Here is an 18,741-nt window from a genome sequence, read left to right on the forward strand (position 1 = left end):
CATGTGGTGATGAAGTCGCCCCCCGCGATCGAGCATCTGTACGAATGAGGGCGATCAGCCGACAACTGTGCCGTTACGCCCTGGTCGGGGCGATCAACACCGGTTGCCACTGGCTGGTGTTCCTGCTGTTGCACCTGGGCATCGGGGCAAGCCAGGCGCTGAGCAACCTGACCGCCTTCGGGGTGGCGGCGAGCCTGTCATATTTCGCCAATGCGGCGTTCACCTTCGCGGTGCGGCCTTCGGGCACGCGCTATCTACTTTTTTTGACCGGGATGGGCAGCTTGAGCCTGCTGCTCGGCGCGCTGGCCGACTGGGCCGGGCTGGCACCGTGGCTGACCCTGGTGAGCTTTTCCGCGGCCAGCCTGGTCATTGGCTACGCCTACTCGCGCGCTGTGGTGTTCAAACGGAGTGAACCATGAAACTGACCCTGATCGTCCCGGTATTCAACGAGGAGGAGACACTCGAGCACTTCTACCGCACGGTGCGTGAGGAGCCCTCCTTGCAGGGCATCATCGTCGAGATCCTGTTCGTGAACGATGGCAGCGTCGATGCCACCGAGGCCATTTGCGCGGACCTGGCCAGGGCCGACGAGTGGGTTTCTGTGGTCAACTTCTCGCGTAATTTCGGCAAGGAATCAGCGTTGTTCGCCGGTCTGGAGTATGCCGATGGCGATGTGGTGGTGCCGATGGATGTCGATCTACAAGATCCCGTCGAACTCATCGCCACCTTGATCGAGCGTTGGCGCAACGGCGCCGAAGTCGTCCTGGCCAAGCGCCGCAGCCGTGAATCGGACAGCGCATTGAAGCGCTGGACTGCCGGGCTGTACTACCGCCTGCACAACAGGATTGCCTCGACCTCGATCGAGGAAAACGTCGGCGACTTTCGCCTGCTGGACCGCAAGGTGGTGGTGGCGATCAGGCAACTGCCGGAGCAGCAGTTGTTCATGAAAGGCGTGTTGTCGTGGGTCGGCTTTCGTACCGAGGTCGTCGAGTACGACCGGCCACAGCGTGTCGCCGGCTGCAGCAAGTTCGGCTTCTGGCGACTGTGGAACCTGGCCCTCGATGGCATCACCTCGTTCAGCACCTTGCCGCTGCGGCTGTGGAGCTACGTCGGTGCCGTGGTGTCGCTGTGCGCCTTGGCGGTTGCCGCGTACCGGATCATCGACCAGTTGCTGCATGGTAGCGACGCGCCGGGCTACCCCTCGTTGATCGTGACCATGCTGTTTCTGGGTGGGGTGCAATTGATCGGCATCGGTATTCTCGGCGAGTACATCGGCCGCATCTACCAGGAGACCAAGCACCGGCCACGGTATGTAGTGCGTGAAGTCATAGGCCGCAGCGCGAGCCTTCATGCACACCCATGCGCTGCCCCGACAGACGATCGCTGAACCTGTCGGGGCGTCGCTGGCGCTTCAGCGGGCTTTCCACACCTGCGGGTTGACCAGGTCGCGTGGCCGCTCACCCAGCAGCGCCGCGCGTAGGTTGTCCATCGCCCGGTTGGCCATGGCCTCGCGGGTTTCGGCGGTGGCCGAGCCAATGTGCGGCAGGGTCAGGGCATTGGGCAACTGGAACAGTGGCGATTCGGCCAGCGGCTCCTTTTCGTACACGTCCAGGCCGGCGCCACGGAGGGTGCCCTGTTGCAAGGCTTCGACCAGCGCCGCTTCGTCGACCACCGGGCCACGGGCGATGTTGATCAGGAAGGCGCTGGGCTTCATCAATTTGAGTTCACGGGCACCGATCAGCTTGCGCGTGGCGTCGGACAGCGGCACCACGATGCAGACGAAATCGGACTCGGCCAGCAGTTGCTCCAGGCTGCGGTACTGCGCGCCTAGTTCCTGTTCCAGCGCAGTCTTGCGGCTGTTGCCGGCATACAGGATCGACATGTTGAAGCCAAAGCGACCGCGACGGGCCACGGCCGCGCCGATGTTGCCCATGCCGACGATGCCCAAGGTCTTGCCGTGCACGTCGCTGCCGAAATGCGGCGGGGCGATGGTCGCGGTCCAGTTGCCGGCCTTGGTCCAGGCGTCCAGTTCGGCGGTGCGGCGTGCGCAGCCCATGATCAGCGAGAAGCCGAGGTCTGCGGTACTTTCGGTGAGCACGTCGGGCGTGTTGGTCAGGGCGATGCCGCGCTCGTTGAAGTAGTCCAGGTCGTAGTTGTCGTAGCCGACCGATACGCTCGACACCACTTCCAGCTTGCCGGCACCTTCGAGCTGCGCGCGGCCCAGCTTGCGGCCGACGCCGATCAGGCCGTGGGCCTCGGGCAGGGCTTCATTGAACTGGGCATTGATGTCGCCGAGCTTGGGGTTCGGCAGGATCACGTTGAAATCTTGCTGCAGGCGCTCGGCCATGGCCGGGGTGATGCGGCTGAAGGCCAGGACGGTCTTTTTCATCGGGCTACTTCTCTGCAAGGCGGTAGGTGAGGTAATTATTGATTAGCAACCTACCATTGACCCCCACCGCCGTGCAGCAGCTTTTTCAGTTGGCGATCAACAATTCATGGGTCTTCAGGTCGGCCTCGTGGGCCGCCAATATCTCCGGCAGCGAATTGCGCAGGTACTCGACCCAGGTCTTGATCTTCGCGTCCAGGTACTGGCGCGACGGATAGATCGCGTACAGGTTCAGCTCCTGCAACCGATACTCGGGCAACACCCGCACCAGGCTGCCGTCGCGCAAACCGTCGATTACCGAGTAGATCGGCAATACGCCCATGCCCATGCCGCAGCGGATCGCGGTCTTCATGGCATCGGCCGAGTTGACCTGGAAAGGCGAGGTGGTGATGTTGACCAGCTCCTGGCCTTCCGGACCATCGAACAGCCATTTTTCCAGCGGGATCACTGGGCTGACCATGCGCAGGCAGGCGTGCTTGAGCAGGTCGGCCGGCTTGTGCGCGAAACCATGCTTGGCCACGTACTCCGGGGACGCGCAGACGATGCTGTAGGTGATGCCCAGGCGCTGCGAGACGAAACCTGAGTCCGGCAGTTCGGTGGCCAGCACGATGGACACGTCGTAACCCTCGTCGAGCAGGTCAGGCACGCGGTTGGCCATGGTCAGGTCGAAGGTCACGTCAGGGTGCGATTCGCGGTAGCGGGCGATGGCATCGACCACGAAGTGCTGGCCCACGCCGGTCATCGAATGCACTTTCAACTGCCCGGCGGGGCGGGCATGGGCGTCGCTGGCCTCGGCTTCGGCCTCCTCGACGTAGGTGAGGATCTGTTCGCAACGCATCAGGTAGCGCTTGCCGGCTTCGGTCAGGGCGATGCGCCGGGTGGTGCGATTGAGCAGCCGGGTTTGCAGATGGGCTTCCAGGTTGGAGACCGCCCGCGACACGTTCGCGGTGGTCGTATCCAGTTGCGCCGCGGCGGCGGTGAAGCTGCCGAGTTGGGCTACGCAACTGAAAGCACGCATGTTTTGCAGGGTGTCCATGGGTCACTCTCGATGTTGAGGGCGAAATTGTGTCACGAAGTAACGGCAAAGTTATTAAATTCTGCCTTCGACCAAAGGCGGATTATCGCTGTTTCGGTAACAAAGATTCGCAGGAATATACGCTTATCGCCAGTGCGGCTGCCCCCTAGAATTGCCCGGCCCCTCCACTTCTTCCTCGGGAAATCGCAGCTGTGCCGCGTCGCATCATCAGAACGCTCCAAGCGTTCAGTGCCTGTGCCCTTAGCTTTACCTTGAGCGGCTGTATCGGAACTTGGGGCATCGCCCCTGAAAGCAAGACGCTGCAAGCCAACACCTTGACCACCGACGCGGCCATTCGCGACGCCGCGACCGATGCCCATTGGCCCGCCCAACAGTGGTGGCAAGCCTACCGCGATCCACAGCTGGACCGGTGGGTGGCCCTGGCCGTGGCCGGCAGCCCGAGCCTGGCCATGGCCACGGCGCGGGTCCGCGAAGCCAAGGCCATGGCCGGTGTGGTCGAGTCGGCCGAGAAGCTCCAGGCCAACGGCCAGGCCTCGCTCAAGCGCCACAACTGGCCCGAGGACCAGTTCTACGGCCCTGGTGAGTTGGCGGGTGCCAACACCTGGGACAACAACGCCGCCATCGGTTTCAGCTACGCCCTCGACTTGTGGGGCCGCGAACGCAACGCCAGCGAGCAGGCCGTGGACCAGGCGCACATGAGCGTGGCCGAAGCCCGCCAGGCCCAGCTCGAACTGCAGAGCAACGTGGTGCGTGCCTACATCCAGCTGAGCCTGCATTTTGCCCAGCGCGACATCGTCAAGGCCGAGCTCGAGCAGCAAGAGCAGATCCTGGCCCTGGCCAAGCGCCGCCTCGACGCCGGCATTGGCACCCATTTCGAAGTCAGCCAGGCCGAGGCGCCGCTGCCCGAGACCCATCGCCAGATCGACAGCCTCGACGAGGAAATCGCCCTGACCCGCAACCAGCTGGCCGCCCTCGCCGGCAAGGGGCCGGGGGAGGGTGCGCAGTTGCAGCGGCCCAGCCTGGCCTTGGCGGCGCCGCTCAAGCTGCCCTCGACGTTGCCTGCCGAGCTGGTCGGCCAGCGCCCCGACGTCGTCGCCAGCCGCTGGCAGGTCGCGGCCCAGGCGCGTGGCATCGACGTCGCCCACGCGGGCTTCTTCCCCAACGTCGACCTGGTCGGCAGCCTGGGCTTCATGGCTACCGGCGGTGGCCCGCTGGAATTCCTCACCGGGCGCAAGTTCAACTACAACGTCGGCCCGGCCATCAGCTTGCCGATCTTCGACGGCGGTCGCCTGCGCTCGCAACTGGGCGTGGCCTCGGCGGGGTACGACGTGGCCGTGGCGCGGTACAACCAGACCGTGGTCGGTGCGCTGAAGAACATTTCCGACCAGCTGATCCGCCGCGAATCGATGAAGCAACAGTCGCATTTTGCCGCTGAATCGGTAGCCGCCGCGCAGAAGACCTACGACATCGCCATGGTCGCCTTCCAGCGTGGCCTCACCGATTACCTCAATGTGCTCAACGCCCAGACCCTGTTGTTCCGTCAGCAGCAGATCCAGCAACAGGTGCAGGCCGCACGCCTGATCGCCCATGCCGAACTGGTGACGGCGCTGGGCGGCGGCCTGCAGGCCGGCAACGACGTGCCGCGCGAAGAGCGCCAGGCGGCGCCCAGGACCCCGGCCACCCTGGCCATTTTCGACAAGAAGCCGGACACCGCCGAATGAGCACTTCCAGTTTGCCCGTGCGCTGGCTGCAGAGCCTGGAGTGGCGCCGGGGCTTCTTTGCCTGGGCGCGCACCGATGGGGTGACCTGGGTCTACATCTTCAAGGTGCTGGCCGCAGCGTTCATCACCCTGTGGCTGGCCATGCGCCTGGAGCTGCCGCAGCCGCGCACGGCGATGATCACCGTGTTCATCGTCATGCAGCCGCAGAGCGGGCATGTGTTCGCCAAGAGCTTCTACCGGGTGCTCGGTACCTTGGCCGGCTCGGCGATGATGGTGGCATTGATCGCCATCTTCCCGCAGAACACCGAGCTGTTCCTGCCCAGCCTGGCGCTGTGGGTGGGCTTGTGCTCGGCCGGCGCCATGCGCTACCGCACCTTCCGCGCCTATGGCTTCGTGCTGGCGGGCTACACCGCGGCGATGATCGGCCTGCCGGTGCTGCAACACCCTGACCAGGCGTTCATGGCTGCTGTTTGGCGGGTGCTGGAAATCGCCCTGGGCATCCTCGTGTCGACCTTCGTCAGCGCCGCGATCCTGCCGCAGTCGGCCAGCGCGGCCATGCGCAACGCCTTGTACCAGCGCTTTGGCGTATTCGCCGGGGTGGTGGTCGAAGCCCTGCGTGGCGACAGCCAGCGCGACCGCTTCGAAACCAGCAACGTGCGCTTCGTCGCCGAGGCGGTAGGGCTTGAGAGCCTGCGCAACGTCACCGCCTTCGAAGACCCGCACATGCGCCGCCGCTCTGGCCGCCTGGTGCGCATGAACAGCGAGTTCATGGCCATCACCACGCGCTTCAACGCCTTGCACCGGCTGATCGAGCGTCTGCGTGCACGCGGGCCTGCGCAGATCGTCAGTGCCATCGAGCCAGGCCTCGATACCTTGATCGAGCTGCTGCAACCTTACGTCGGCCGCGCCCTGACCGACGCCGACGCGCTGCGCCTGACCCTCGAGCTTGCCGCCTACAAGGAAGGCCTGCAGGCCCAGGTGCGCGGCCTGCGCGCCGACTACCTGGCCACCGACCCCAGCGAGTCCGATCTGCTCGACTTCCATACCGCCTTCGAGTTGCTGTACCGCTTCGTCGATGAGATGTTCAGCTACGCCGAGACCCACGCCTCGCTGGCCGCGCACCGGCACGAGCGGGAGCAATGGGACGAGCCCTACGTGGCGCAGACCAGCTGGCTGGTGTCGCTTGCCGCAGGCCTGCGGGCGTCGGCGGTGCTGCTGCTGCTGGGCAGCTACTGGCTGCTCAGCGACTGGCCCAGCGGGGCCATGATGACCCTGATCGCCACGGTCACCGTGGGCCTTTCGGCGGCCTCGCCCAACCCCAAGCGGATGTCCTTCCAGATGGCCTGCGGCACGGCGTTCGGTGCCTTCATCGGCTTCTTCGAAACCTTCTTCGTGTTCCCCTGGATCGACGGTTTCCCGCTGTTGTGCATGGTCCTGGCGCCGGTGTTCGTGCTCGGTGCGTTTCTCTCGTCACGGCCTGCCTACGCAGGTTACGGGATTGGCTTGCTGGTGTTCTTCGCCATCGGCTCGGTGCCCAACAACCTCACCGTCTATGACCCGTACACCTTCATCAACGACTACATCGGCATGGTCATCGGCATGTTCGTCTGCGCCGCAGCCGGGGCGATCATCCTGCCGCCCAACAGTCGCTGGTTGTGGAGCCGCCTGGAGCAGGAACTGCGCGAGCAGGTGTTGTTCGCCATCGGCGGGCGCCTGCGCGGGCTCGGCTCGGCGTTCGAGAGCCGTACCCGCGACCTGCTGCACCAGGCGTATGGCCTGGCCGCCGGCAAACCCAAGGTGCAGAGCGAGCTGATGGGCTGGATGTTCACCGTGCTGGAGATCGGCCACGCCGTCATCGAGCTGCGCAAGGAGCAGGCACGTGCGCCGATCCACCCGGCCTATGCCGAATCGCAGCCGTGGCGCCAGGCCATCCGGGTCATGGGGCGGGCGCTGACGCGGTTGTTCCTGCAGCCCAGTGCCAGCAATCACGAGCGCGCCCTGGTGGCGGTGGATCACGCCATCAGCCGTGTGCAGGCCACCGACGAGCCATTCGCCCGGCACTTCGACACCTCGGTGCTGCGCCGCGTGCAGAGCTACCTGCACTTCATCCGTTCTTCCCTGCTCGACCCACAGTCGCCGTTGGCCCCGGCGAAAGGATTGCACGATGCTCCCTGAATCCATGCCCCGTGAAATCGCCTTCCATGGCGTGTACATGCCCACCATGACCCTGATGTTCCTGTTCGCCCTGGGCCTGGCCTGGGGCCTGGACCGGTTCATCGCCAGCCATGACGGCTATCGCTTTTTCTGGCATCCGGCGCTGCTGCGCCTGTCCCTGTTCGTTTGTTTGTTCGGCGCCCTGGCGCTGTCGCTCTACTGGTGAGAAACCTTCGATGAAAAAGTTCTTCAGCCTGATCGCTACCTTGTTGGTGCTGGCCGCTGCCGTGGCGATCGGTCGCCAGTTGTGGCTGCACTACATGACCACGCCGTGGACCCGCGACGGTCGCGTGCGCGCCGATATCATCAACGTCGCCGCCGATGTGCCGGGTTATGTGGTGGATGTACCGGTCAAGGATAACCAGCGAGTGAAGAAGGGCGACCTGTTGATCCAGATCGACCCCGAGCATTACCAGCTGGCGGTGGAGCAGGCCAAGGCCCTGGTCGCTTCGCGCAAGGCCACCTGGGAAATGCGCAAGGTCAACGCCAAGCGCCGCGCCGACCTGGACAACCTGGTGATCTCCAAGGAAAACCGCGACGATGCCAGCAACATCGCCAACTCCGCCCAGGCCGACTACCAGCAGGCCCAGGCCGAGCTGGCCGCGGCCGAACTGAACCTCAAGCGCACTCACATCGTCGCCACCGTCGATGGCTACGTGACCAACCTGAACATCCACAAAGGCGACTACGCCCGTACCGGTGAAGCGGTGATGGCGGTGGTCGACGAGAACTCGTTCTGGGTCTATGGCTTCTTCGAGGAAACCAAGCTGCCGCACGTCAGGGTCGGTGACCAGGCCGAGCTGCAGATGATGAGTGGCGAGCGTATCAAGGGGCATGTGGAGAGCATCGCCCGCGGCATCTACGACCGCGACAACCCGCAGAGCCGCGAGCTGATCGCCGATGTGAACCCGACCTTCAACTGGGTGCGGCTGGCGCAGCGGGTACCGGTGCGGATTCATATCGATGAAGTGCCGGAGGGCTTTTTGCTGGCGGCGGGGACGACCTGTACGGTGGTGGTGAAGCCAAGCGAGGAGCCCTGAATTGAAACCTTGGCTTACCCGCTATGACGGATTTCCCCAAGCGTGGTCAAACTGGGTTGGCTGCACCGCTAGTGACTGCTAGGAAGCAGCCCCGACCAGCACTGGCACCTGCACCAGGTCGATCACCTTGGCGCTGATCGACGGATCCAGCAGCCGCCCCAGTCGAGACAGGTGGCGGTGACCCATGACGATCAACTCGCAGTTCAGTTCATTGGCCTTGTCGACGATGGCATCGACGGGCTGGCCGGCGACCATGCAGCCGTGGGCCGCGAAGCCGGCGGCTTGCAGTTGGCGCACGGCATCGGTCACGGCGCTGTCGCCCAGGCGTTGTTCTTCGCAGGCGGCTGGGTATTCCTCCAGTTCCTCGGCGGTGTAGGGCGCGGGCTTGTCGTGCACGGCGAAGGTCGAGTCGATGGCCAGCAGTACGTGCAGTTCGTGCTCGTCGGGGCGGCAGTAGCGCAGGGCCAAGGCGAGCAGGGCGCTGGCGGCGGGGGAGGCATCGATGGCGATCAGGACTGGACGGGGCATGCGGGATCCTTGGCTTGGGCTGGCTGATGTGCTTGCAGGTCCGGCCCTTTCGCGGGCAAGCCCGCTCCCACAGGAACTGCGCAATGCCCAAGTGCAGTGCGGTACCTGTGGGAGCGGGCTTGCCCGCGAAAGGGCCGGACCTGCCAATGCTTCATTTAAGGCCTAACACGGCCGGTGAATAAATGCTCCCCCACGCACGAGCGCATTGCGTCTGGTGCAACGTCCTGCTGTTACCATGACCTTCCCACAGCTGTTACGGAACACGGCCATGCAACTCCCGGACATGAACCTGCTCGTCGCCCTCGACGCCCTGCTCGACGAAGGCAGCGTGGTCGGTGCGGCGCAGCGCATGAACCTGAGCCCGGCGGCGATGAGCCGAACCCTGGGGCGCATCCGCGATGCCCTGGGCGATCCGATCCTGGTGCGCGCTGGCCGTGGCCTGGTACCCACGCCACGGGCGCTGGCCTTGCGCGAGCAGGTGGCGGCGCTGGTGGAGCAGGCCGGCGAGGTGTTCCGTGGCGCGGGTGAGGTCGACCTGCCGAGGCTCGATCGGGCCTTCAACATTCGCACCAACGACCTGTTCATCGCCCTGTACGGCGCGCCACTGCTGCGCCGCATGCACGAACAGGCGCCGCGCACGGTGCTGCGCTTCGTGCCGGAAAGCCCCGGCGGGGACGACGACAGTGTGCTGCGTGACGGGCGAACCGATCTGATCATCAGTTCCACCGTCGACCTGGGCCCGGAAATCAAGGTGCAGAGTCTGTTCCAGACGTGGTACGTGGGCCTGGCGCGGCGTGATCATCCGATCTTCGACGCGCCGATCACCCCGGAAAGCTTTGCCTGTTATCCACAGATCAGTGTGTCGCGGCGTGGCCGAGCCAACGGCCCGATCGATGTGGAGCTGGCCAACTTCAAGGTGCAGCGGCGGGTAGCGCTGATCACGCCCAGCTTCCACTCGGCGCTGTTCTCGTTGCCGGATTCCGACCTGCTGCTGCCGATGCCGGCCAACATCCTCAACAGCGTGCACAAGCTTGGCCTGCCGCTGCGCTCGTTCGAGATCCCGGTGCCGCTGGAGCGGGTCAACGTGTTGCAGGCCTGGCACCCGAGGTATCACAACGACCCGGCGCATCGTTGGTTGCGCCAGACGCTGAAGGCGGTTTGCAGTGTCGATCCTTGAGTCTTGCTGCGTTCATACGGGCCTATTCGCGGGCAAGCCCGCTCCCACAGAGGCCTCAGATACTCGAAAGCTGTGGTGAGGCTGTAGGAGCGGGCTTGCCCGCGAAGCACACAGCGCCGATCCACCTGGATTGCACCAGACGCAACTTAAACCTGCCGAGAAGTCAGTTTTCGTAAGCATTCGACCTTCTTAGACTTGTCCAGCCTGAAAACCATTGCTGGAGATGTCTGTTCATGAGTTCGCTGTCCGCCCCCTCTGCCGCGATTGCCGCCGCCCCTGCGCCGGCCGCGCCCGCGCAGACGGCCTTCGGCGTGCGGGTGGTGGTCGGGTTGCTCGGGGTGTTGTTGGCCGTGCTGTGCGCCGGCCTCAACGAAGCGGTGACCAAGATCTCCCTGGCCGACATCCGCGGCGCCATGGGCATCGGTGCCGACGAAGGCGCGTGGCTGCTGGCGGTGTACAGCGCGGCTTCGGTGTCGGCCATGGCCTTTTCGCCCTGGCTCGCCACGACATTTTCCCTGCGCCGCTTCAGCATGACCGCGATCGGCCTGTTCGCCGTGCTCGGCCTGCTCCAGCCCTTTGCCCCCAACCTGCACAGCCTGATGCTGCTACGCATCGCCCAGGGCCTGGCCTCCGGGGCTCTGCCGCCGATGCTGATGAGCGTGGCGCTGCGCTTCCTGCCGCCGGGCATCAAGGTCTATGGCCTGGCCGGCTATGCCCTGACCGCTACCTTCGGCCCCAACCTGGGTACGCCCCTGGCCGGGCTGTGGACCGAATATGTCGGCTGGCAGTGGGCGTTCTGGCAGATCATCCTGCCGGCCGGACTGGCGATGTTCTGCGTCGGCTGGGGCCTGCCCCAGGACCCGCTGCGCCTGGAGCGCTTCAAGCAGTTTGACTGGCGCGGCGTGCTGCTCGGTCTGCCGGCCATCACCTGCATCGTGCTCGGTCTGTCGCTGGGCGACCGCTGGGGTTGGTTCGATTCGCCTCTGATCAGCTGGTTGCTGGGCGGCGGCGTGCTGCTGCTGGCGTTGTTCATGTACAACGAGTGGTCCGAGCCGTTGCCGTTCTTCCAGTTGCGCATGCTGTCGCGGCGCAACCTGAGTTTCGCCCTGGTGACCCTGGCCGGTGTACTGATCGTGCTTTCCGGCGTGGGCAGCATCCCATCGGCGTACCTCGCGCAAATCCAGGGCTACCGTCCGGCGCAGACCAGCCCGTTGATGATGCTGGTGGCCATGCCGCAGTTGATCGCCCTGCCGTTGACCGCGGCGCTGTGCAACATCCGCGCGGTGGACTGCCGCTGGGTGCTGGCCGCAGGCCTGGCGATGCTGGCGGTCAGTTGCGTGGGCAGCAGCCTGCTGACCTCCGAATGGATCCGTGGCGACTTCTACCCGTTCTACCTGCTGCAGGTGTTCGGCCAGCCAATGGCGGTGCTGCCGCTGCTGATGCTGTCCACCAACGGCATGACCCCGCAGGAAGGCCCATTCGCCTCCAGTTGGTTCAACACCGTGAAGGGCCTGTCGGCAGTCATCGCCGGCGGCCTGATCGATGCCCTCGGCACCCTGCGCCGGCACTTTCATTCCAACCACCTGGTGGACAGCCTGGGCAACGCGCCGTTGATCGACGACAGCGCCGCGGGCCTGGCCAAGCGCATCCACGACCAGGCGCTGGTGCTGACCTCGGCCGACCTCTACCTGGTCATGGCCGGCATCGCCGTGGCGCTGATCTGCCTGATTCCTTTCGTGCCTACCCGGGTCTATCCGCCGCGTGCGGTGGCCTGACCCCTGGATGAATTCGAGACCGCTGAAAATGACCAACAACCGCAAGACAATCGTGATCGGCTCGGTGATCGCCGTGGCCGTGCTGGCGGGCCTGATCGGCCCCTGGATGCTCGGCAGCGACCGGCGCCAGAGCACCAACGACGCCTACGTGATCGCCGACTACACGGTGGTCGCGCCCAAGGTCTCCGGCTTCATCAAGGAAGTGCTGGTCGAAGACAACCAGCAAGTGCGCGCCGGCCAGTTGCTGGCGACGATCGACGCCCGTGATTACCAGGCTGCGCTCGACGCTGCCCAGGCCCAGTTGCTGGTGGCCCAGGCGCAGAGCGCCGATGCCCGCGCCACGCTCGACCGCCAGGGCTCGCTGATCGCCCAGGCCGAGGCGGCGGTGAAAGCGGCCCAAGCCGAGGCGGCCTTCGCCGACCATGAGGTCAACCGCTACAGCCGCCTGGCCGAGCAGGGCGCCGGCACCGTGCAGAACGCCCAGCAGGCACGCAGCCGCGTCGACCAGGCGCGGGCGCGCCTGGCCAATGCCCAGGCGGCGCTGGTGGCCACCCGCAAGCAGGTGGATATTCTCAGCGCCCAGGTCGCCAGTGCCGATGGCCAGCTCAAGCGGGCCGAGGCGGGCCTTGAGAAAGCCCAGCTGGATCTCTCCTATACCCGCATCACCGCGCCGGTGGACGGTATGGTCGGCGAGCGGGCGGTACGTGTCGGTGCGTTCGTCAATCCAGGTGCGCGACTGCTTTCGGTGGTGCCGTTGCAGCACGCTTACGTGGTCGGCAACTTCCAGGAAACCCAGCTGACCCATGTGCAGCCTGGCCAACCCGTGAGCATCAGTGTCGATACCTTTGCCGGCGAGACCCTGCACGGGCATGTCGAAAGCATCGCCCCGGCTACCGGCGTGACCTTCGCTGCAGTCAAGCCAGACAACGCCACCGGCAACTTCACCAAGGTGGTGCAGCGCATTCCGGTGAAGATCGTCTTCGATGATGGTCAGCCTTTGCTCGAGCGCCTGCGCGTGGGGATGTCGGTGGAAGCCACCATCGACACCCACGGCGACAACCTCAAGGGCGAGGAGGTCAGTGCACGATGAAACCCGCCTTGCGCCTGAGCCCGGTGCTGCTGGCCGTCCTGCTCGCCGGCTGCACCCTTGGCCCCGATTTCCAGCGCCCCGACAGCCAGGCGCCGCAACGATGGTTGCCCTTGCAGGGCGAGGCAGCGGCGAGCCAGCCGCAGGCCGAGCCCCTTGAACTGCGCTGGTGGGACAGCTTCCACGATGCGCGCCTGAGCGCGTTGATCCAGCGGGTCGCCGAGCGCAACCTGGACCTGCAGATGGCCAGTGCGCGCTTGCTGCAAAGCCGCGCCTTGCGCAGTACCGTGGCCTCCGAGCAGACGCCGTCGGTGGATGCCAACGTCGGCTACAGCCGGGCGCGCAATAGTGCCGAAGGCCTGAGCGACCCTTCCGGAAATGCCGGCAAGTCGGCCTTCAACCTGTGGCAGGGCGATCTGGTCGCCGGTTGGGAGCTCGACCTCTGGGGCCGTGTGCGGCGTCAGGTCGAAGCGGCCGATGCCAGCGTCGAGGTGGCGGAAAACGACCGCCGTGGCGTGCTCCTGGCACTGCTCTCGGAAACCGCCGGCAACTACATCCAGTTGCGTGCGGTACAGCACACCCTGGAGGTCACCCAAGACAACCTCAAGGTCGCCCAGCACAGCCTGAAGCTGTCCGAAGACCGCCAGGCCGAGGGGGTCGCCACCCGCCTGGACGTTGCCCAGGCCAGTGCCCAGGTCGCCTCCATCGAGTCGCGTTTGCCGACCCTGGAAGCCCGGCGCGATGACCTGATCAATGCCCTCAGCCTGCTCGCCGCCGAGCCGCCGCGCAGCCTCCAGGCCGAGTTGCTGGAAGGCGGCGAGGTGCCGACGCCACAGCAGACCTTCGCCATCGGCCTGCCCTCGGAGCTTGCCGAGCGGCGCCCCGACATCCGCCAGGCCGAAGCGCGGCTGCATGCCGCCACGGCCAGCATCGGCGTGGCCAAGGCTGACTTCTACCCGAGCATTCGGCTGTCTGGCAGTGTCGGTTTCCAGGCTATGCAGCTGGCGGATTTCGGTGCCTGGGATTCGCGCCGCTTCGCCTTCGGCCCACAGCTGTCGTTGCCGATCTTCGAGGGTGGCCGGCTCAAGGGCACCCTGCAACTGCGCGAGGCGCAGCAGCAGGAAGCGGCGTTGAACTACCGCAAGGTGGTGCTCGGCGCCTGGCATGAGATCGACGACGTGCTGCGCTTGTACAACGCCAGCCAGCTGCGCCGCGACCATCTGGCCGAGGCCGTGCGACAGAACCGCATTGCCCTGGAGACCGCCCAGCGCCAGTACGTCGAAGGGGCCGTGGACTTTCTCAACGTGCTGAGCGTGCAGGGCGCATTGCTGGCCAGCGAAGAGCAGTGGATCGACAGCTCGGCGGCGGTCTCGCAGGCGCTGGTGGGCCTTTACAAGGCACTCGGTGGCGGCTGGCAGGCGTTCGACGAGCAGCCTGCCAAGGCCTGATCGAGGACTCGCGATGCATCTGGCCTTGAACGGCAAGCGCGCCGTGGTGTGTGGTGCTACCTCGAGCGTGGGGTTGGCGATCGCCATTGGCCTGGCTGGCGCGGGCGTCGAGGTGGTGCTCAATGGCCGCAGTCAGGCAGCTGTCGATGCCGCGCTGAGGGCGGTACGCGAGCAGTTGCCGAAGGCGCGGATCATCGGCATCGCGCTGGATCTGGTCACTGAGGGAGGCGCACGGGCACTGATCGAGCGCGTGCCGCACACCGACATCCTGGTCGATACCCTCGGCGTTGGCGACGCGTTGTGGCGCCATTACGCCGTGGGCATGGCCGCACGCTGTTGGGGGCAGGTGATCCTGCCGGCCGACAGCGCGCTGCCGGCCTTGGCCGAGGTGGCGGTGCATGGGGTGCCGATGGGCTCACCTGCAGAGGTGGCGGCGCGGGTGGTGTTGCTGGCCTCCTGTGCACAGCCCGGCTAAAGGGTTGTGCCTTGCAGCGATTGGGGCCGCTTTGCGGCCCTTCGCGGGCAAGCCCGCTCCCACAGGTTCCCCCTTGGGATTTGAGAACTATGCAGTAGCGGTAGGGTCGCAAAGCGACCCCAATCTCCTGGATGAAGAACATCGGTCTAGAGCGGGCGCGTGAGCCCAAAGCGCTTGCGCAATACGGCGTCGAGCACGCGCTGTGGCAGAAGGCGCGCCAGCAGAGGCAACGCTGTGCTGCCATTGCCCAGACGCACCAACGCCGGAGCCGGGCGCTTGCGCGTAGCCGCCAGCACGCCCTTGGCGAATACCGCCGTGGCGGTCGGTTTGTCCTGCGAAGCCCGGGCCCGTGCCTCGACATGCTCGCGCAATGGCCACCACGGCGAGTCGGCCGCCAGTACCTGTGCCGCCTCGCGTTGGGCATTGCTGGCGAAATGCGAGGCGATCGCGCCGGGCTGCACCTCCATCACTCGCACCCCGAACGGCGCCAACTCCAGGCGCAGGGCATCGCTCAGGGCGTGCACGGCGGCTTTGGACGCGCAGTAGGCGCCGGCGAAGGGTGTCACCAGCACACCCGACACGCTGCCGATGTTCACCACCAGGCCCCGGGCGCGGCGCAGCAGGGGGAACAGGGCGCGGGTCACGCCGACCACGGCGAACACGTTGGTCTCGAATTGCTGGCGCATGGCGTCCACGCCACCGTCGAGCAAGGGGCCCATGGCGCCGTAGCCGGCATTGTTGATCAGCATGTCGAGGCGGCCATGTTGCGCTTCGAGCGCCTCGGCCAGGCGGGCCAGGGCCTCGCTGTCGTTGACGTCCAGTTGGCGGGCGGTGAAGCCGGCGGTGGCGAGTCTTTCGACGTCTTCGGCCTTGCGGGCGGTGGCCCAGACGTCATGGCCGGCATCGCGGAAGGCGTCGGCCAGGGCGCGGCCGATGCCGCTGGAACAACCGGTGATGAGGACGGTGGGCATGGAAGCGGGCCTGTGGTTTGGGGCTGTTGTGTTTCTGTGCCGGCCCTTTCGCGGGGCAAGCCCGCTCCCACAAGGTACCTGTGGGAGCGGGCTTGCCCGCGAAGAGGCCGGCACAGACACTAGGAAATCTAGTTGGCAAACGTACCTTGCAGCCGTTCAGCACGGAACTCAAGGGTCTGCGGCCGGTACCCGGACCGCAGCGGCGGCAGCGGCAGGCAGTCCTTCCACTCGGCTCCAGGTTGCAGTTCGCCTGGCCCCCGATAGCGCGGCGCGTTATAGGTGTTTTCCGCCAGGTTCACGCTGTCACCCGGCGCATAGGCAGCCACGCGCCAGCGCAATTCGGTGAGCGGCACCTTGTTGCCGTTTTTCATGTGCACCTGCAAGGCTCGATCGGCTGGGCACTGGTCGGGGGCATAGCTCAGGCGCAGGTCCAGGCGCGCCAGGCGCGAGGCTTCGCGGGTGTCTTGCCAGGCGACGAACAGGGCGACCAGGGCAAGGCCGCACACGGCCGCCAGGGAAATAGGCAGCGCCTTGGCCGGATAGCGCAACAGCAGTACCAGCCAGGTGAGGATGAGAAGGGCACCGATGATCATGTGTGGGCGAATTCCATTCGGGTCTCGGATCATCTTGGAACGGCACGCCACAAGCTGCAAGCCACAAGCAAAAGCGGGACGGTGGTGAGCCCACCCCCGTAGGCCCACCACCGTCCCGCTTTCGTTGCTGCTTGAAGCTTTACTGCGCGATGGTCTTCACCGAAACGCCACGCTCCATCGGCGTCGAAGTACGCCCATAGACATCCTCGAAGCGCTCGATGTCATCCTCGCCCAGGTAGCTGCCCGACTGCACTTCGATGATCTCCAGCGGGATCTTGCCTGGGTTGCGCAAGCGGTGGATCGAGGCGATCGGGATGTAGGTCGACTGGTTTTCGGTGAGCAGGAACACGTTCTCGTCGCAGGTCACTTCGGCAGTGCCGGACACCACGATCCAGTGCTCGGCGCGGTGGTGGTGCATCTGCAGCGACAGGCTGGCACCGGGCTTGACGGTGATGTGCTTGACCTGGAAGCGGCCACCCATGTCCACCGAGTCGTACGAGCCCCACGGACGGTACACCTCGAGATGGTTCTGGGTCTCGCTGCGGCCCTGTTCGTCGAGGGTCTTGACCATCTGCTTGACGCCCTGGACCTTGTCCTTGTGGGCGATCATCATCGCGTCCTTGGTCTCGACCACGACGATGTTCTCCAGGCCGATCACCGACACCAGCTTGCCGTTGCCGTGGATCATGCAGTTGCGGCTGTCCTGCACCACCACGTCGCCCTTGGTGACGTTGCCGTCGGCATCCTTGTCGTGCACGGCCCACAGCGACGACCAGCAGCCTACGTCGCTCCAGCCGGCCGACATCGGTACCACGCAGGCACGCTGGGTCTTTTCCATCACCGCGTAGTCGATGGAGTTGTCCGGGCAGCAGGCGAAGGTGGCTTCGTCGATGCTCAGCACGTCACCGTCCTCGGTGCTGCGCTCCAGGGCCAGCAGGCAGGTGTCGTAGATGTCCGCATCGTGCTTCTTCAGTTCTTCGAGGAAGCGGCTGGCACGGAACAGGAACATGCCGCTGTTCCAGAAGTAACCACCGGAGGCGACGAATTCGGCGGCGCGTTTTTCGTCGGGTTTTTCGACGAACTGCGCGACCCGCGCCACGCCTTCGGGGAGCAGGGCGTCCTGGCTCGAACGGATGTAGCCGTAGCCGGTTTCCGGTTTGGTCGCCGGCACGCCGAACAGCACCATCTCGCCGTTTTCGGCGGCCACGGTGGCCAGGGCGAGGGCACGTTGCAGGGCTTTCTGATCATCGATCACATGGTCGGCGGGCAGCACCAGCATAAGCTCGTCGCGGCCTTCGTTGATCAGCTTCATGGCGGCCATCGCCACTGCTGGCGCGGTGTTGCGGCCGAACGGCTCCATCATGATGCCCTGGGTTTCCAGCTTCAGGGCGCTCAGTTGCTCCTGGACGATGAACTTGTGGTCCTTGTTGCAGACCACCAGCGGTACGTCCATGCCCTCGAACCTCAGGCGCTCGATGGTTTGCTGGAACAGGGTGTGTTCGCCGGTCAATGCCAGGAACTGCTTGGGGAACTGCTTGCGCGACAGAGGCCACAGACGGGAACCGCTACCACCAGAAAGAATTACCGGGATCATCATGTTTCTCCAATAGTCGTTAAGAGGCAGGGGGATCAGTTGCTAGCCACGGGGCGAGTTACCCACACCGGCGACAAGCTGTTGCCGGAACCGGTTACATACAGCACGGCTGCTTCGCCGCGCTCCAGAGCGACGGGTTTGACGTCGCCGACTTTCTTGTCTCCTGCGTACAGCGCCATGCTGACCTTGACCGGGTTGATTTCACGCTGGCCAGTACCTTTGGCCGCCACCGGCTTGACCACCTCGGTCTTGCCATCGGCGGTCTTCAGGGTCAGTTGCTGGTCGCTCAGGTTCTGCACGCGGACCAGGGCTTTTTGCTTGTTCTTGAAGGGCGCTTCTTCGATCAGCTGCGGGGCGCCACTGGCGGTGTTGACCAGGGTGTAGTACTTGTCCGCGGCCAGTTTGACCGGCACGTTCTTGCCCCCGACCTGGGCGGTGTAGTCACCGCCTGGGAGGAAGCTGAAGTCGCTGCTGGCCTGGGCGCCGACCTGCTTGATCTGGGTGTTGCCCACAGTGGCTGCGGTCGGCGCGCTGCTGGCGTTGTACAGGCGCACGAAGGTCGAGCCTTTCGGTGCGCTCGGGCCGTACAGGGCGGCGTCGGCGCCGGCAAAGGCCTGCATGGAAGCGAGAGACAGGCCTGCCGCGAGGGTGAGGGCTTTGGCAATGGAAGTCTTGGTAGTCATGTGCGTGTTCCTCT

General features: G+C 65.4%; 18 protein-coding genes. 11 read left to right on the top strand and 7 right to left on the bottom strand.

The window, feature by feature from the left end:
- Window positions 1-44 precede the first annotated feature (44 nt).
- Window positions 45-419: a GtrA family protein gene (locus tag E6B08_RS05030; protein ID WP_136913010.1), complete on the top strand. Its 375-nt coding sequence runs from the start codon at window positions 45-47 to the stop codon at window positions 417-419.
- Window positions 416-1,387: a glycosyltransferase family 2 protein gene (locus E6B08_RS05035; protein WP_136913011.1), complete on the top strand. Its 972-nt coding sequence runs from the start codon at window positions 416-418 to the stop codon at window positions 1,385-1,387. The genes E6B08_RS05030 and E6B08_RS05035 overlap by 4 nt, the downstream gene beginning before the upstream one ends.
- A gap of 24 nt (window positions 1,388-1,411) precedes the next feature.
- Here the strand turns inward: E6B08_RS05035 and E6B08_RS05040 are convergent, their stop codons facing one another.
- Together E6B08_RS05040 and E6B08_RS05045 are read right to left on the bottom strand one after the other, a co-directional pair.
- Window positions 1,412-2,389 carry a 2-hydroxyacid dehydrogenase gene (locus E6B08_RS05040; protein WP_136913012.1) on the bottom strand — a complete coding sequence of 326 codons (978 nt, stop codon included), beginning with the start codon at window positions 2,387-2,389 and terminating at the stop codon, window positions 1,412-1,414.
- An 85-nt stretch (window positions 2,390-2,474) separates the two neighbouring features.
- The gene (locus E6B08_RS05045) at window positions 2,475-3,422 is read right to left on the bottom strand and encodes a LysR family transcriptional regulator (protein WP_136913013.1); all 948 of its coding nucleotides are present in this window, start codon (window positions 3,420-3,422) and stop codon (window positions 2,475-2,477) included.
- 191 nt (window positions 3,423-3,613) lie between these two features.
- On the opposite strand from E6B08_RS05045, the gene E6B08_RS05050 reads away from it, so the two are divergent.
- Genes E6B08_RS05050 through E6B08_RS05065 form a run of 4 tightly spaced genes read left to right on the top strand, consistent with a single transcriptional unit; the run spans window position 3,614 to window position 8,396 of the window.
- The gene (locus E6B08_RS05050) at window positions 3,614-5,143 is read left to right on the top strand and encodes an efflux transporter outer membrane subunit (protein ID WP_136913014.1); all 1,530 of its coding nucleotides are present in this window, start codon (window positions 3,614-3,616) and stop codon (window positions 5,141-5,143) included.
- Complete coding sequence (locus E6B08_RS05055; RefSeq protein WP_136913015.1) at window positions 5,140-7,317, top strand: FUSC family protein; 2,178 nt, start codon at window positions 5,140-5,142, stop codon at window positions 7,315-7,317. The genes E6B08_RS05050 and E6B08_RS05055 overlap by 4 nt, the downstream gene beginning before the upstream one ends.
- Window positions 7,318-7,321: 4 nt before the next feature.
- Window positions 7,322-7,522 carry a DUF1656 domain-containing protein gene (locus tag E6B08_RS05060; RefSeq protein WP_008097766.1) on the top strand — a complete coding sequence of 67 codons (201 nt, stop codon included), beginning with the start codon at window positions 7,322-7,324 and terminating at the stop codon, window positions 7,520-7,522.
- Between the two features lie 10 nt (window positions 7,523-7,532).
- Entirely contained in the window at window positions 7,533-8,396 is an 864-nt protein-coding gene (locus E6B08_RS05065; RefSeq protein ID WP_136913016.1) for an HlyD family secretion protein, read from the top strand.
- Window positions 8,397-8,474: 78 nt separating this feature from the next.
- On the opposite strand, the gene E6B08_RS05070 is transcribed toward E6B08_RS05065, so the two are convergent.
- Complete coding sequence (locus E6B08_RS05070; protein WP_136913017.1) at window positions 8,475-8,924, bottom strand: universal stress protein; 450 nt, start codon at window positions 8,922-8,924, stop codon at window positions 8,475-8,477.
- Window positions 8,925-9,192: 268 nt separating this feature from the next.
- Here E6B08_RS05070 and E6B08_RS05075 point away from each other — a divergent pair, with 268 nt between their 5' ends.
- From E6B08_RS05075 to E6B08_RS05095, 5 genes are all read left to right on the top strand, one after another.
- Entirely contained in the window at window positions 9,193-10,101 is a 909-nt protein-coding gene (locus E6B08_RS05075; RefSeq protein ID WP_136913018.1) for a LysR family transcriptional regulator, read from the top strand.
- Window positions 10,102-10,334: 233 nt separating this feature from the next.
- On the top strand, window positions 10,335-11,876 hold the full coding sequence (locus tag E6B08_RS05080) for an MFS transporter (RefSeq protein ID WP_136913019.1): 1,542 nt from the start codon (window positions 10,335-10,337) through the stop codon (window positions 11,874-11,876).
- 28 nt (window positions 11,877-11,904) lie between these two features.
- A complete protein-coding gene (locus E6B08_RS05085) occupies window positions 11,905-12,966 on the top strand; it encodes an HlyD family secretion protein (protein ID WP_136913020.1) in 1,062 nt (353 codons plus the stop codon).
- Complete coding sequence (locus tag E6B08_RS05090; protein ID WP_136913021.1) at window positions 12,963-14,411, top strand: efflux transporter outer membrane subunit; 1,449 nt, start codon at window positions 12,963-12,965, stop codon at window positions 14,409-14,411. The genes E6B08_RS05085 and E6B08_RS05090 overlap by 4 nt, the downstream gene beginning before the upstream one ends.
- 13 nt (window positions 14,412-14,424) lie before the next feature.
- Window positions 14,425-14,886: an SDR family NAD(P)-dependent oxidoreductase gene (locus E6B08_RS05095; protein ID WP_136913022.1), complete on the top strand. Its 462-nt coding sequence runs from the start codon at window positions 14,425-14,427 to the stop codon at window positions 14,884-14,886.
- Between the two features lie 146 nt (window positions 14,887-15,032).
- Here the strand turns inward: E6B08_RS05095 and E6B08_RS05100 are convergent, their stop codons facing one another.
- The 4 genes from E6B08_RS05100 to E6B08_RS05115 all read right to left on the bottom strand — a co-directional run bounded on the left by E6B08_RS05100 (window position 15,033) and on the right by E6B08_RS05115 (window position 18,727).
- Window positions 15,033-15,857 (bottom strand): SDR family oxidoreductase, encoded by an 825-nt coding sequence (locus E6B08_RS05100; RefSeq protein ID WP_136913023.1) that lies wholly within the window; start codon window positions 15,855-15,857, stop codon window positions 15,033-15,035.
- A 128-nt stretch (window positions 15,858-15,985) separates the two neighbouring features.
- A complete protein-coding gene (locus E6B08_RS05105; RefSeq protein WP_136913024.1) occupies window positions 15,986-16,450 on the bottom strand; it encodes a multidrug transporter in 465 nt (154 codons plus the stop codon).
- A gap of 139 nt (window positions 16,451-16,589) precedes the next feature.
- Window positions 16,590-18,044 (bottom strand): mannose-1-phosphate guanylyltransferase/mannose-6-phosphate isomerase, encoded by a 1,455-nt coding sequence (locus tag E6B08_RS05110; RefSeq protein ID WP_136917330.1) that lies wholly within the window; start codon window positions 18,042-18,044, stop codon window positions 16,590-16,592.
- A 35-nt stretch (window positions 18,045-18,079) separates the two neighbouring features.
- Window positions 18,080-18,727, bottom strand: coding sequence for an alginate O-acetyltransferase AlgF (locus tag E6B08_RS05115; RefSeq protein ID WP_136913025.1), 648 nt, complete (start codon window positions 18,725-18,727; stop codon window positions 18,080-18,082).
- Window positions 18,728-18,741 lie beyond the last annotated feature (14 nt).

Origin of the sequence: Pseudomonas putida (assembly GCF_005080685.1) — a bacterium.
GTDB lineage: Bacteria > Pseudomonadota > Gammaproteobacteria > Pseudomonadales > Pseudomonadaceae > Aquipseudomonas > Aquipseudomonas putida_V.

Coding starts and splice junctions, on each gene's coding strand:
- E6B08_RS05075 (WP_136913018.1), top strand. CDS start 9,193: ATGCAACTCCCGGACATGAACCTGCTCGTCGCCCTCGACGCCCTGCTC.
- E6B08_RS05115 (WP_136913025.1), bottom strand. CDS start 18,727: ATGACTACCAAGACTTCCATTGCCAAAGCCCTCACCCTCGCGGCAGGC.
- E6B08_RS05100 (WP_136913023.1), bottom strand. CDS start 15,857: ATGCCCACCGTCCTCATCACCGGTTGTTCCAGCGGCATCGGCCGCGCC.
- E6B08_RS05055 (WP_136913015.1), top strand. CDS start 5,140: ATGAGCACTTCCAGTTTGCCCGTGCGCTGGCTGCAGAGCCTGGAGTGG.
- E6B08_RS05090 (WP_136913021.1), top strand. CDS start 12,963: ATGAAACCCGCCTTGCGCCTGAGCCCGGTGCTGCTGGCCGTCCTGCTC.
- E6B08_RS05105 (WP_136913024.1), bottom strand. CDS start 16,450: ATGATCATCGGTGCCCTTCTCATCCTCACCTGGCTGGTACTGCTGTTG.
- E6B08_RS05035 (WP_136913011.1), top strand. CDS start 416: ATGAAACTGACCCTGATCGTCCCGGTATTCAACGAGGAGGAGACACTC.
- E6B08_RS05085 (WP_136913020.1), top strand. CDS start 11,905: ATGACCAACAACCGCAAGACAATCGTGATCGGCTCGGTGATCGCCGTG.
- E6B08_RS05040 (WP_136913012.1), bottom strand. CDS start 2,389: ATGAAAAAGACCGTCCTGGCCTTCAGCCGCATCACCCCGGCCATGGCC.
- E6B08_RS05045 (WP_136913013.1), bottom strand. CDS start 3,422: ATGGACACCCTGCAAAACATGCGTGCTTTCAGTTGCGTAGCCCAACTC.
- E6B08_RS05030 (WP_136913010.1), top strand. CDS start 45: ATGAGGGCGATCAGCCGACAACTGTGCCGTTACGCCCTGGTCGGGGCG.
- E6B08_RS05070 (WP_136913017.1), bottom strand. CDS start 8,924: ATGCCCCGTCCAGTCCTGATCGCCATCGATGCCTCCCCCGCCGCCAGC.
- E6B08_RS05060 (WP_008097766.1), top strand. CDS start 7,322: ATGCCCCGTGAAATCGCCTTCCATGGCGTGTACATGCCCACCATGACC.
- E6B08_RS05095 (WP_136913022.1), top strand. CDS start 14,425: ATGCATCTGGCCTTGAACGGCAAGCGCGCCGTGGTGTGTGGTGCTACC.
- E6B08_RS05110 (WP_136917330.1), bottom strand. CDS start 18,044: ATGATCCCGGTAATTCTTTCTGGTGGTAGCGGTTCCCGTCTGTGGCCT.
- E6B08_RS05080 (WP_136913019.1), top strand. CDS start 10,335: ATGAGTTCGCTGTCCGCCCCCTCTGCCGCGATTGCCGCCGCCCCTGCG.
- E6B08_RS05065 (WP_136913016.1), top strand. CDS start 7,533: ATGAAAAAGTTCTTCAGCCTGATCGCTACCTTGTTGGTGCTGGCCGCT.